The organism is Pseudactinotalea sp. (assembly GCF_048594945.1).
Lineage (GTDB): Bacteria > Actinomycetota > Actinomycetes > Actinomycetales > Beutenbergiaceae > Pseudactinotalea.
In genome coordinates, this window is the sequence record NZ_JBMDXJ010000256.1 from 1 (window position 1) to 12,737 (window position 12,737).

Genomic DNA, 12,737 nt, shown 5'->3' on the forward strand with positions numbered 1-12,737 from the left:
CGTTGCCACGGTCCCGGGCCCATCGGGGCCGGGCCACTGGGCGGTGCCCACGTTGATGCCCGCCTGCTGGATCGGCTCGATGGCGTAGGAACCGTCGAAGTAGAAGGCGAGCTGGCCGTTGATGAAGAGGTTCTGGAGCGCGGTGTTGTCTGACTCGAAGGAGGACTGGCTCGCCATTCCTTCGTCGAATCCGGCCGCCAGGGCCTCGAGTGCCTGCTGCGACGCCTCGGCGTCGATCGTGACCGAGCCGTCCTCCTGCGGCGTGAACTCGCCGCCGTACGTGTAGTACATCGTGAGCCAACGGGTCTGTGTGTTGGAGTCGGAGCCGTACGGCCAACCGAAGGCCGAGATACCGAGGCTCTCGTGGATCGTGGCCGCGTCATCGAGCAGTTCGTCCCACGTGGTCGGCGGCCCGTCGATGCCGGCCTCCTCGAACAGGTCGACGTTGTAGAGGTAACCCGAGGCATCCCATCGCCACGGCACCGCGTAGATGCTGTCATCGGCGCTCACGGCATCGATGGCCTCGCTGTTGAAGTCATCGACCGGCGTGCTCTCGCCGTACCACTCCGAGACATCCAGGAGTTGGTCGCGTGAGATGTAGAGCGGGATCCGGGAGACCAGCTCGGTCATCAGATCGGGTCCGTTGCCGCTGTCGAGCGCGGTCCTGATCTGGTTCGCCATGCTCTCGTTGGTGGTTTCGACCAGCTCGACCGTGATGTCAGGGTTCTCTTCCTCGAACTGAGCGATGAGTTCCTCGGCGGCCGGGGTGTCCCAGTTGGGCGACCACCAGGTGATGGTCTGCGCGGCGTCGTTCCCGCCTCCGGAGCCGCCTCCGCACGCGGAGATCAGCAGAGCGGCCCCGGCGAGCAGCGCGCCTCCTTTGGCCACGTGTCGTGTTGTCGTGCGCATAGCAGTACGGCTCCTTCGAGATCGGTGGCGCGCATCCGTGCACGCCGTTGACGAGCAAGCTGTCGGACAGAAGCTGCACGGCGTTGTGTTCGCAGCGAGGCGACTTCTGATGAAGATCATCATAAGCATGACACTTGTTCACCACAACCCCCGAGTATTGGCTGTCAGCGGGGTGGAGGTGGCAGGGCGTCGACGGCGGCCCAGACCGAGTCGGGGATCGAGACCTCCGCGAGGCTGAGGGTCTGGGCGACTCGATCCGGCTTCGTGGTGCCGACGAGGGTGGTCACGATCGCCTTATTGCGCAGGCTGAACTGCAACGCCAGTGCGGCGAGCGGGACGTCCGCTAGCTGGCAGATCTGCTCGACGCTCTGCGTCCACTCGAGGAGTTCCGGGGGTGCTGGCTGGTACTCGTAAGTCGTGACGCGTGACGGACCGGCCGCCAGCAGCCCGCCCCCGAATGGCGCGCCGTTGAGGACGCCGAGGCCCCGTTCGGTCCAGGCGTCGATGCGGCCGCGTGCGGTGCGGTCGACGAGCGTGAAGCGGTTGTGGGTGAGGATCGCTCGGAACAGGCCGGTGTCGACGTAGTCGTCGAGGAGATCGAGCGGCGCGGCCGCGATGCCCAGTGCTCCCACCAGACCTTGCTCGTGAAGCTCGGCCAGGCCCTCGAGTGCGCCGCCGGGCGCTGCGGCCTCCGCGAAGGTGATGGTGTACGGGTCGTGGAGGTGGTACAGCGGGAAGTAGTCGATGCCGAGCCGGTCGCGCGACTCCTCGAACGATCGCCAGACTCGGTCGCGGTCGAGGCGGCCCGTTGTCAGGTCGCGGTCGCACTTGGTCACCAAGACCGTGCCCTCGGGCACGCCACCGAGCTCCTGGATAGCCACCCCGATGGCGGCCTCGCTGCGGCCCTGGCTGTAGCTGTTGGAGGTGTCGACCACGCCGACGCCTGATGTCAGCGCACTGATCGCCGTCTGGATCGCTGCCTCGGAGGGCGGTGAGCCGGCAGGGCGGTCCGCGCCGACGGCGGGGAGTCCGATCGAGATCGGGCTCGCGGCCACGGTGGTGCCGGGAAGGAGTCTGCGCTTCAATGGGGCGCCGTCCAGGTGTGGGTGCTCGGGCTGCAGCGATGCCATCGGTGCACACGCCTTCCGTCGTCGGCTGCGTTGGGCTGCAGCCAGTTATGTGAAGGGCTAGCATAAGTAGCAACCCAGTTCGTTAAAAGCCAGGTCCAGGAGGAACGTGATGGCGGAGGGCTCCTGGCCGGCCGGCACGGCCGGTGACGTCGCACAGATCCTGCGCGACGGCCGCGACCACACGCGGGCCGATCTCGCACGCGCAACGCAGATGTCGCGGTCGACGGTCGCGCAGCGCATTGATGAACTGCTCCGGCTCGGGTTGGTGGTGGCCAGTGGCGATCCCGCCCCCACAGGAGGTCGCCCCTCGAGCACCTTCCACCTCGCCACGCAGTCCCGAGTCCTGATCGCGATAGATCTCGGTGCGACGCACTGCGCTGTCGGGATCGCCGATCTGCTCGGAACGGTGATCGTTGACGACCGGCGGCAAGTGGACTTCGGTGACGGGCCGGCCCTGGTGCTGCGCGCCGTGTGGGAGATAGCGGCGGAGTTGCTGGAGAAGATCGGTCGAGCGCCGGCCGACGTGGCGGCCGTGGGTATCGGGCTCCCAGGTCCGGTGCAGTTCTCGACCGGCAGGCCGGGGCTGCCAGGTTGGCCGGACTGGCAGGGGTACGACGTACGCGGGTTCTTCACGAAGCAGGTGCAGGTGCCGGTGCTCGTGGACAACGACGTGAACATCGCGGCGCTGGGCGAGCGTGAGGCGAGCTGGCCCGGTGTCGACGACCTCCTGTACGTCAAGGTCGGCACCGGAATCGGTGCGGGAATCATCAGCGGGGGCAGTCTGCAACGGGGTGCTGAAGGCATCGCCGGCGATATCGGGCACGTGCGCGTGTGCGGGGCCGACCGCCCGTGCCGGTGCGGCAACCGCGGCTGCCTCGTGGCCGTGGCCCGCCCCTACCCGCTGGCCCACGAGCTCCCCGAGGCGGGGCTGCCCGTGGAGGACAGTCAGGGCATCATCGATCTCGCCGCGGCGGGCAACGCCCGTGTGCTGACGATGCTGCGCGAGGCCGGCAGGAACATCGGCGAGATCCTCACGACCTGCGTGTCGCTCGTGAATCCCTCGGTCATCGTGGTCGGAGGTGCGCTCAGCGGTGCCGGTGACGGCCTGCTCGCGGGCGTGCGCGAGGTGGTCTACCAGCTGGCCGTCCCACTCGTGACGGCGAACCTCACCGTGGTGTACTCCCGGCTCGGCGGCCGAGCGGCACTCACCGGCGCGGCGCTACTTGCTTCCGACCACGTGCTCTCGTCGGAGTACATCCAAGGCCAGATCGACGGCGTGGGTCGCCGCTAGCAGCGACGAGGGTCAGCGGGTTCCGGGATGCCGCACGTCGTGTCCCGCTCGGCCCTCAGCTGAGTGGCCTGACCCGGTGGTGCACGAGGATCTCGGCGAACGTCGGCCGGCGCTTGCTCGCTTCGCGGCTGCGTGTTGGGACTGCCGACCGGCGACTCAGACCGGTCGGGTCGGCGTGCAGGATGCCAGCCCGTGCGGTGCGCGAGCAGTTGAGTGAGTGCTCAGGCCACCAGGAGCAGGCTAGAGCGCATGAGTGAGGCCCTCGGCGAGTTGCTGGACGTACTCCCGTGACACGGACCGTGGACCTGTCGGGCTAGCGCCATTCGCTGCGCCAGCGCTTCGGAGTGCAGCGGTGCAGCAGCTCGTTCGCAGATTCGCGCGCTGCTTCGCACCGAGCATGTCGGCGGCATCGCAGGCCAGGAGTGGCGCCGCTGCCAGATCCCCCGACAGAGGCGCCTCTCCAGCGCGTAGTACCACATCGGCCCCGCCTATCTGCCACAGTGGCATGAGCGACCAACGACGCGAGCGACAGTGTGCGAACGGACAGGGGACCATGGCCGAGGCGAGCGGACCGAACGAGCGACGGGACGCCGTCGACGATCTGGTCGCTGAGGCCTACGCGCAGCGTATGAAAGCGTGGGAGCTCGCGGCCGGAATCCTGGAGGTCTGGCTCAGCTCGCAGTGCGAGGTTCTGCTCGACGGCTCTGATCGCTCCCGCATGATGATGGCGTCGCACCGGATCAAGGATCAGCGCAGGACCCTCGACAAGCTGCGGCGGAAGCTGGAGTCACCGGACTCGGAGCCGCTCGCCGCAGCGAGTGTCGAGTCCGAGGTGCGCGACGTCGTCGGCACGAAGGTGCTGTGCAAGTCGACCCGCGACCAGCGGCTGCTCGCCGACCGGCTCCGGCAGCACGCCCCGACCGAGGGGATCGTGCTGCTGGGGGACAAGGACTACGTGTCGGCGCCGAAAGCCTCCGGATACCGCGGCGTGCACCTGCACTTCGAGGTGAGCGTGCCGGGGCACGTGCCCGTGGTCGTCGAGCTTCAGATCAAGACCAGGCTGCAGGACTCCTGGGGTGAGCTGACGCACGAGGACCTGTACAAGCCGGGTGCGCCGATCAAGACCTCGGACTTCCACACAGCGGTGGCGGCCACGATGGCCAACCTGCTGGCCGAGGTTGACCGGCTCGCCGACCACCTCGCCGTCGAGCTCGAGAGCACCGTCACCCCGGAGGAGGACGAGGAGCTGACCGACGCCGCGCCCGAGGCCGCGACGCGCAACGTCAAGGTGCGCACCACGGGACCCCGGTACGCGCTCGCGGTCGACGACGACGGTGTGCAGGGTCTGATCCCCGCCTACGCCGTGCGCCGGTTGGCTGGCACCGGTGGCTACGTGCGCGTCCATGATTTCGTGCGCAGAGGTGACCAGCTCGAGGCAACGCTCGTGGAGAACAGCAAGGGCGTGTACTTCATCCCCGTCGCGCTCGCTGCCGTTGGTGCGGACGACGAGTGACCATGATGGCGGCAGAGAGTGATTGGACAGTCCTCCCCGGTACAGGGCTGGGGAGGCTCAGGTTCGGCATGTCTCGGGCGCAGGTGGATGCGCTGGCCGATACCTACGGCGCCGTCACAGGGTCGAGGAGTGACCGCGTTCCCGACGCGCTCCTGCTCGACACCCTCGAGAAGTTCGGGAACGCGATTAGCGACGAGGAGAAGCAGGAACTCATCGCCGTGTACGCGGAGAGCGGACCTCCTTCGGACAGCGTGACCGAGACGCGTGGCGATCCGGGCCTCGTGCTCGGTTACAGGGCTGACCGTCTCGTCGAGATCATGCCGGCGAAGAGGCATAGCCCGCTGTTCCTTGATGGCGAGGACCTGCTGTCGCTCGGCCCGCAGGAAGCGCTGGCGCTGCTGCAGCGGTTGAACGGCGGCCCTGGGCGCTACGCCGGCACCGGGGCCGCGTTCGACAATCTCGCCATCTCGACGGAAGGCTTCTGCGTCACCGACCGCGCTGCCGGTGTGCGCATGCTGGGCGATGGCGACGAGCGCTTCCAGGGCCGCACGGTGGTTCTGCGCCGAGAGCCCTATCTGCCCGAGGATGAGACGGGCCGGTTCATCAGCCATTCAGTTGCGGGGTGAGCTTTCGGGCAGGTGCTCGACGCGGGCTGTGAGGAGAGCAGCGTCATGGACGCCGAGCCGCTTGGCGGCGTCGGACACGCTCACCAGGCCCATGACGAACACGCTCGTATGCGCGAAGCGGTCAGTCAATCAGCCTGCAACGCTGTCGCGGCCGGCGAACCTCTCATACCGCCACGCGAGGAGCTCGCGATCGGGCCAGTCGGTGCGCTTCCGCGGGAGCGTGAGCTGGTGGCCGTTCATCTCCTGCAACCCGTACTTCAGCATTGGCCCATCCACCTCGGCGAGGAGGTCGGTGGCAATCTCCACGGTGCCGTCAGGCGTGACGCCGAGCATGTTCTGGTCATATGCGGCGTGGTGGATCTTGCACATCGCCAGACCGTTGTTGACGGTGGGGACGCCACGCTCGTGCGAGTCAGGCACGATGTGCGCGGCATCCAGTAGCGAGCCGTGCCGAAGGTGGCACACAGCGCACCGGGTCTCGTAGGCCACGAGGACCCGAGTTCGGAAGGCCGGCTGGTGAAGACGCTGCTTGGCGAGCCGTAGTGCGTAGGCGCGCTGCGCCGTCGAGAGGTGAGTGACATCCGGGAGGAACGTGAAGCTCTCGTCCAGCGCGATGATGAAGGACCGCTCCTCGGGATAGTCCTCAACCACATACACGGGCATCACCGGCGTGTAAATGTTCGCGACCTCCTTGCGGAACAGGATCAGCGGAGACTTCGACTCCAGAGCGTTGCGGAGCTTGCGGTTGTCGCCGCTCCAGGGGTCACCCTTGCGGTAGGCGTAGTGGAGCAGTCCGTCGTCGGACTCCGTGTCGTCATATGGCCCGTCAGCCGAGCTGACAATCGAGAGTGTCGACGCGAACGCAGCAGGGTTCCTGATCCCGCGCGAGTAGTCGATCAGTGGAAGCCGCTCGCCGGCGAGATGGAAGTCGAGCAGCTCCTCGCGATGCAGAAAGCCACCGTTCGCCTCGGCGCGCTGCGCCACCCAGCCCATGATCTGTTCGCGAACGGCAGCCTCGCCCGGTGAGTCCACGCGCTGAGCTCACCACAGACCGCTAGTGAGCGGCAACTGCGCATGCAGCAGATGAGCGCTCGAGTTCCGCTGACCAAGTGGATCGTCTGACGTCGGCAGTAGGAAGGGTAGGGCGTCGTCGTAGCCCTCGACAGACTGCGCGCTAACCCGTACTGCCGCTTCCGCGGAAGCGCGACCGGCACCGTTCATTTCCGCACTCGCTCACAGGCATACGGACGAGTGACACCATCGTGCGGTGACCTGGTACCGCGTGCGCGTCGACCTCCTCGAGACAACCCCCGCGATCTGGCGTGAGCTGCTCGTGCCGGCGGACCTATCGCTGCCTGAGTTCAGCACCGTCCTTCAGGCAGCGATGGGCTGGGAGAACTCGCATCTGCACTCCTTCGCGCGCACCGCGGAGTCGCACTGGCAGTCCCGGCCGCGGTGGGCGATGGACGTCCCTGGCGAGCCGCTGGAGGGTCCGCACGAGCTCCCGGAGCGGGACGCCACCGTCGCCACGCTCCTCGGCACGCCCGGCGACCAGGCCACCTATCTCTACGACTTCGGCGACGATTGGGAGCATCTCCTCACCCTGGGTGAGATTCTCGACAGCGGTGCCTCCGCCGTCGTCGATCTCGCCTCGCCTGTGCTCACGCAGGGTGAGGGGGTGTGCCCACCGGAGGACAGCGGGGGTGTCGGCGGCTACGACCAGATCCTCGAGAGTGTGGCCGCGCTGGAACGCGGCGAGAGGCTCGAGGAGTGGCCCGAGCAGGTGGTCATGTGGGCGTTCGACACCCTCGACACGGCGCAGATCCGCGCCGCGCTGACCTTCGACCTCGCGGCGCAGCAGTCGCAGGTCGCTGCCGCAGGCGCGCCGCGGCCACCGCTGCATCCCAACCTCTAGGAGACGCTGGCTCCGCTGGCACGCCTGCCCGGGACGTCGCAGCCCTGATCGAGGTTGCGAACCTGGGTACGGCGGTGCCGCCGGTGAGTCTCGACGATGCCGCCCTCCTCACGGAGAACCTGAGCTGGTTCCTGGACCTCGTCGGAGACGGCATGACTCTGACAGGCGCCGGCTACCTGCGGCCCGCCGTCGTGGAGCAGATCTCCGAGCGGCTCCGCCTCGATCGTGAGTGGATCGGGAGCTTCAACCGCGAAGACCTGACGCCGGGCGTCGCCGACTTCCGCAGCCTCATGACCACGCTCGGACTGGTCCGCAAGTCCACGGGGAAGTTGCTGCCGACCAAGGTCGGGGCAGCACTGCGGTCCGTTCCACTCGGGCTGCTGGCGCACGTGGCTGACCGGCTGCCGCTCGGTCGGCAACGGTTCGAGCACGAGGCGGCCCTGCTCGCCTTCGTCGCCGTGCTAGGCGGCGGTGAACCGGTGACCGGGTAGGCCGGCTTGCCCCTGCGGACTACCGCCGCCCCACCTCCTGCGGAGGCAACGACACCTGAGTCCGGTAGTTCGACTCGTTGAACCACGGGTTCCGCGCGGGGTAGTTCGACGCGTCACGCCCTGGCACCTCGGCCTTGTAGATCCAGATCTCGTCCTCGTCCCAGGTGAGGACCTCGTCGACGCCGTCGCCGTCGAGGTCGTACACGGCGGCGCAGAGCACGGGGTGGCCGTCGTCGGGGAACATCACCTGGCGCACGCCGTGCCCATCGATCAGGCCGCCCTGGCGAGGGTGGGTGGACAGCATCGCCAGATCTGCCGGTGCACCGGAACCGTCACTCGGCACCCAGTTCACCAACTGCAGCAGCGACGCGTACGGCATCGGCTCGAAGTCCATGAGCAGTTCGCCGGACTCGCTGAACACCGCATTGACGCCAACTCGCCCCCAGAACGTGTTGCACATGTACTCCAGGCCTGGCCGCTCTGGGATCAGGTTGGCGATGCACATGCTCTGCGCGTGCCCGATGTGGAACCGCGAGACCTCCACACCATCAGCATCCAGTGTGATCAGGCCGGCGTCGCTGCCCGCGATGATCGAGCGCTGCGCCAGCTCGCCGGAGCCGTCGTCGAGGTTCATCACCAGCACGTTGTCGGAGTGGTCCTCGTACGGGGTGTGCCAGAGCACGGTGCCGTCGTCATCGAGGAGCGCGTGCCCGATCATCACCTCGTCGCGACCGTCGCCGTCGATGTCCTTCGGGTAGGGGTAGTGGCCCGTCTTCCCGGCCCAGTGCCACAACAGCGTCAGGTCCTTGTCGTACGCCCAGATGTTCTTGTACCGATCCTTCAACAACAGGCAGTCTGGAAGCCCAGAACCGGTGAGGTCAGCGAACGCGAGGCTGTCCCCCAGCATCCGGAACAGCTCGTCCTCGCCCGCCGGGTTCTGCGGCAGTGTCATCCGCCGCTGCACCTCGCCCGTTCGGCCATCGAGCACCAACAGCTCCGAGTCCCGGCACAGCACCACCTCCGCGACCCCGTCACCATCCCAGTCGTGCACCTGGAAGCACAGGTCCGACGTCGTCGCGAACCGGTTCTCGCTCGGCGTCCCCCACGTCCACAGCAGCTCGCCCTCCAACGTGAAGGCAGCCACCGAGCTGATCGTCGAGTAGTTGTCGCTGCCGAGGCGGTCGGTCCGCCGCGCCACCACCAGCTCGGGCACACCGTCACCGTTGATGTCCCCCACCCGCAGGTTCCGGTCCGTACCCCACGCCCCGGTCTTCAGCCGCTTCCACACGTACGGCCGGACCAGCGGTTCCGCCGCTACCGACCCTGCCGCCACCTCGTGCCGCGAGCCCTCCACCGCCACGTCGCCGAACCGGCACGGGTGGTCCGCGATCAACACCACACCCCCGCCACCACCCGACTCAAGGTCACCGACCACGGAGGCCCCGCCGTCGTACGTGACCGTGACCCGGTCGCCGTCGAGCACGATCTCAAGACCCACGAAGCGGTCAGGATCAACCGCGACCTCCACCTCCGCGAGCACCGTCTCCTCGCTGTAGCGGTGCCGCACCAGCTGCAACGTCGACCCCGAGACCAGAGCGGCGTAGTAGTCCTGGGCGTGCCGGTACCGGAACCCCAGCCCACGCCGCCCCGCGAGCGTCAGCGGCCGCACCCCCACACGCGCCCGCTGCACCACCCACGTCTCGTCGCCCGTGGCCAGCATCGGCGGGTGGTCCACGTGCACGATCGTCTGCTCCAGGCTCCGTGACCCGTCGTTCTCCTCCACCACCTGCCAGTTGCCGCGGCTGGTCGCCGCCCGCCGGTAGCTGTGATGGATCGTCACCTCGCGCCAGCGGCCGCTGTCCGCGAGCTGCGGTACCACGTGATACTCGCCCGACGGCGTGTAGTCACCTGCGATCACGGCGATCGGTAGGTCGGTGAAGTCGTCTTGGAGCAGGGTCTGCATCGGTTGCCTCTCGGGGTTGTGCGGGCCTTCAGCCCTTGGTGGCGCCGGCCGTGAGCCCGGCGACGAACTGACGTGTGAACAGCAGGTAGACGATGACCACGGGCAGCGCGGCGACCGTGAGCCCGGCGAACAGCGCCGGCACGTCGGTGCCGTACTCGCCCACGGCCTGGAACACCGCCACGTTGAGGGTCTGCAGCTCGTTGCGCTGCATGATGAGGATGACCAGCAAGATCTCGTTCCAGACCGACAGCACCTGGAAGATCCCCACAGTGGCCAGCCCCGGCGCCCCCAGCGGCAGGTAGATGGCGACGAAGGTGCGCCACCGCCCTGCGCCGTCGATCGAGGCGGCGTCCGCGATCTCGCTCGGCACCGCTCGGAAGAACCCGTACGTGAGGAAGATCGAGATCGACATGGCGCCGGCCACGAACACCAGGATCAGACCGAGATAGCTGTTGATCAGGTGCGCGGTCCGCAGCATCACGTACAAGGGCGCGATGATCGCCGTCACCGGGATCATCTGACCGATCACGAAGTAGATGAGCGTGCGGCTACGCATGCTCGGCCGCGCGATCACCAGCCCGTACGCTGCCATCGCGGCGAGCAGCAGTATCAGGCTCACTGACGGCACCGTGACCAGCAGCGAGTTGAGGAAGTAGCGGCCGAAGCCCCGCTCGGTGAAGAGCGTGACATAGGTGTCCCACTGCGGGTCCTGCGGCCACAGCCACGAGTTGGTCAGGTACTCCGGCGGCGCCTTCAACGAGGTGAAGACCATCCACACCAACGGGATCACCGTGGCCAGCGAGACGATGCCCAGCACGCCGTAGATCACGGTCGAGCCGACGGCGCGGCGGAGCACCGCCGCCGTCGAACGTTGCCTTCTCATGGGTCGGCTAGTCATCGATCACTCGCGATCGTCCGAGGAAGCGCCAGTACAGGAGCATCACCGTGGCCGTGCAGATCAGGAGTGCCACCGAGAGTGCGGCGCTGTAGCCGAGCTGGAAGTCGTTCATGCCGGCGCGGAACACCAACGTGGCGAGCAGCGAACTCGCGGTGCCTGGCCCACCCTGCGACATCACCCAGACCGGGTCGAACACCTTGAAGGTGCCGATCAGCCCGATGATGATGACGATCGCCGTGATCGGCCGCAGCAGCGGCAGGATGATCGACCACAGCACACGCGCGGAGCCGGCACCGTCGATCCGCGCCGCCTCGGTGAGCTCGGCCGGGATGCCCTGCAGCCCGGCCAGGAAGATCACCATCGCGAAGCCGAAGCCCTTCCAGATGGCGGCCACGATGATGCTGGGAAACACGGTCGAGGCATCGCCCAGCCAGTTCTGCATCAGCTGTTCCTGACCGATCGCCGCCAGGAAGCCGTTGAGCAGTCCGTAGCTGGGAGCCGGGTTGTACACCCGAGACCACAGCATCCCGGCGACCGCCCAGGACAGGATGTACGGGATGAACAGCGTGGTGCGGAACAGCGCCGAGAGGCGTTGCCGGCTGTTGATCAGCAACGCGAGGCCCAGGCCCACCAGCGTGGCCACCACCACCTCGCCGAAGAACCAGATCGCGTTGTTGCGCAGCGAGTGCCAGAACACGTCGTCCTGCAGCATCACCGCGTAATTGCGCGCACCCACGAACTCAGCGGGCCGCAGTCCGTCGTAGGAGAAGACACTGAGCGCCAGCGTGCCCAGGAACGGCGCGGTATGCAGCAGCGTGTAGATCACCAGCGCCGGGAGCAGGAACACCACCGGCGCCCACGATCGCCGTCGAGAGCGCATCGCCGTTCCTAGCTGTTCTGGAACACGGCCTGGACGGTGGTCTCGATCGCTTCCTCGGGAGACTTCGCCTTCGACACGACCTCCTGCACGGCCCGACCCCAGGCCTCGGCCTCGGCCGAGGGCACGTAGTTGTTGTAGAACAGGCCCTCCTCCTCCACGAGGTCAAGCCGCTGCGCAGCGAAACCTGCGAGCGAGTCGGGGTCGATGGCCTCGTTCGCGCTCGCCAGGCTCGAGACCAACCCCGACTCTTCGACCTGCACGCCGAGTTGCTCCGGCTGGACCCACCAGCTGAGCAGATCCATCGCGGCCTCCTCGTCCGGGGTGCCGGCGGTGACGCAGTACATCTGGCCGGCGCCGCCCCAGTACTTCACGATCGGGTCGTCCACAAGCATCACCGGTTCGTCGAACACCGAGATGGTCGGGTCCAGGGCCACCAGGGTGCCGATGTCGTAGCTGGCCGACGGCTTCATGACCGCCTGCCCGCCCACGAACATCGCCTCGGCGTCGGCAGCCGCCATGCCGGTGTCGGTGGTGTCGAGAATGCCGTCGTCGACCATGCGTCGGTACATGTCGAGAGCGTCGATGAACGGTTGTGCGGTGTAATCCTTCGCGGCCGATGCCTCGAGCATCGCCGTGAGACCGACGACGGCGGGAATGATGACCTGCAGCGAGTTGGACGCGGGGCTGATCTCCTTCAGGCCAAGCAGGATCGGGTAGCGGTCCTTCGCTCTTGCCTTCTCCGCGACCACGACGAGTTCCTCGTAGGTGGTGGGCGGCTCGACGCCGAGGTCGTCGAAGCCCTTGGGGCTGTAGAACCACATACCGAAGCGCAGCGCGTCAGCGATGCCGTAGAGGGTGCCGTCGATCGAGCCGGCGTCGATCGCCGCTGGGTAAAGGTCCGCCTCGATGCCGGCGGCCTCGAGTGCGGGCCGGACATCGGCGAGCAGGCCAGCTTGTGCAAAGTCGCGCATGTTGTACTGCGTGATCCCGAGGAACTGGGGCCGGTCGTCGCTGAGCATCGCGGTACGCAGCACGGTGTTGAAGTTCTGGGGCGCGAGGTTGAGGTTGATCCCGACGCCGGACTCCTCCTCGTAGGCATCGGCCAGGTCCTGGAAGGCCGA

13 protein-coding genes are annotated in these 12,737 nt (G+C 67.4%); 5 read left to right on the plus strand and 8 right to left on the minus strand.

Going from position 1 to position 12,737, the window contains the following annotated elements:
• Together ACOJSN_RS11145 and ACOJSN_RS11150 are read right to left on the minus strand one after the other, a co-directional pair.
• A partial coding sequence (locus ACOJSN_RS11145) for an ABC transporter substrate-binding protein (protein ID WP_420112570.1) occupies nucleotides 1-909 on the minus strand: 909 nt, incomplete at its 3' end.
• 164 nt (nucleotides 910-1,073) lie between these two features.
• On the minus strand, nucleotides 1,074-2,039 hold the full coding sequence (locus ACOJSN_RS11150; RefSeq protein ID WP_420112571.1) for an aldo/keto reductase: 966 nt from the start codon (nucleotides 2,037-2,039) through the stop codon (nucleotides 1,074-1,076).
• Nucleotides 2,040-2,148: 109 nt separating this feature from the next.
• Here ACOJSN_RS11150 and ACOJSN_RS11155 point away from each other — a divergent pair, with 109 nt between their 5' ends.
• The 3 genes from ACOJSN_RS11155 (at nucleotide 2,149) to ACOJSN_RS11165 (ending at nucleotide 5,469) form a co-directional block, all read left to right on the plus strand.
• The gene (locus ACOJSN_RS11155; protein ID WP_420112572.1) at nucleotides 2,149-3,330 is read left to right on the plus strand and encodes an ROK family protein; all 1,182 of its coding nucleotides are present in this window, start codon (nucleotides 2,149-2,151) and stop codon (nucleotides 3,328-3,330) included.
• Between the two features lie 553 nt (nucleotides 3,331-3,883).
• On the plus strand, nucleotides 3,884-4,843 hold the full coding sequence (locus tag ACOJSN_RS11160; RefSeq protein WP_420112573.1) for a GTP pyrophosphokinase: 960 nt from the start codon (nucleotides 3,884-3,886) through the stop codon (nucleotides 4,841-4,843).
• Between the two features lie 68 nt (nucleotides 4,844-4,911).
• The gene (locus ACOJSN_RS11165; protein WP_420112574.1) at nucleotides 4,912-5,469 is read left to right on the plus strand and encodes a hypothetical protein; all 558 of its coding nucleotides are present in this window, start codon (nucleotides 4,912-4,914) and stop codon (nucleotides 5,467-5,469) included.
• Here the strand turns inward: ACOJSN_RS11165 and ACOJSN_RS11170 are convergent.
• Both ACOJSN_RS11170 and ACOJSN_RS11175 read right to left on the minus strand, forming a co-directional pair.
• On the minus strand, nucleotides 5,455-5,598 hold the full coding sequence (locus ACOJSN_RS11170) for a hypothetical protein (protein ID WP_420112575.1): 144 nt from the start codon (nucleotides 5,596-5,598) through the stop codon (nucleotides 5,455-5,457). The genes ACOJSN_RS11165 and ACOJSN_RS11170 overlap by 15 nt on opposite strands.
• Nucleotides 5,599-6,501: an HNH endonuclease gene (locus ACOJSN_RS11175; protein WP_420112576.1), complete on the minus strand. Its 903-nt coding sequence runs from the start codon at nucleotides 6,499-6,501 to the stop codon at nucleotides 5,599-5,601.
• A gap of 235 nt (nucleotides 6,502-6,736) precedes the next feature.
• Between ACOJSN_RS11175 and ACOJSN_RS11180 the strand changes: the two genes are divergently transcribed.
• Nucleotides 6,737-7,384, plus strand: a complete 648-nt coding sequence (locus ACOJSN_RS11180) for a plasmid pRiA4b ORF-3 family protein (RefSeq protein WP_420112577.1) — start codon at nucleotides 6,737-6,739, stop codon at nucleotides 7,382-7,384.
• Between the two features lie 83 nt (nucleotides 7,385-7,467).
• Nucleotides 7,468-7,875: a hypothetical protein gene (locus ACOJSN_RS11185; protein WP_420112578.1), complete on the plus strand. Its 408-nt coding sequence runs from the start codon at nucleotides 7,468-7,470 to the stop codon at nucleotides 7,873-7,875.
• Nucleotides 7,876-7,894: 19 nt separating this feature from the next.
• Here the strand turns inward: ACOJSN_RS11185 and ACOJSN_RS11190 are convergent, their stop codons facing one another.
• The 4 genes from ACOJSN_RS11190 to ACOJSN_RS11205 form a co-directional block, all read right to left on the minus strand.
• On the minus strand, nucleotides 7,895-9,838 hold the full coding sequence (locus tag ACOJSN_RS11190) for a hypothetical protein (protein WP_420112579.1): 1,944 nt from the start codon (nucleotides 9,836-9,838) through the stop codon (nucleotides 7,895-7,897).
• Nucleotides 9,839-9,866: 28 nt separating this feature from the next.
• A complete protein-coding gene (locus tag ACOJSN_RS11195) occupies nucleotides 9,867-10,721 on the minus strand; it encodes a carbohydrate ABC transporter permease (RefSeq protein WP_420112580.1) in 855 nt (284 codons plus the stop codon).
• 7 nt (nucleotides 10,722-10,728) lie between these two features.
• Nucleotides 10,729-11,616, minus strand: a complete 888-nt coding sequence (locus ACOJSN_RS11200; RefSeq protein ID WP_420112581.1) for a carbohydrate ABC transporter permease — start codon at nucleotides 11,614-11,616, stop codon at nucleotides 10,729-10,731.
• Nucleotides 11,617-11,624: 8 nt separating this feature from the next.
• Nucleotides 11,625-12,737 (minus strand): ABC transporter substrate-binding protein (locus ACOJSN_RS11205; RefSeq protein WP_420112582.1); only part of this gene is annotated, 1,113 nt, incomplete at its 5' end.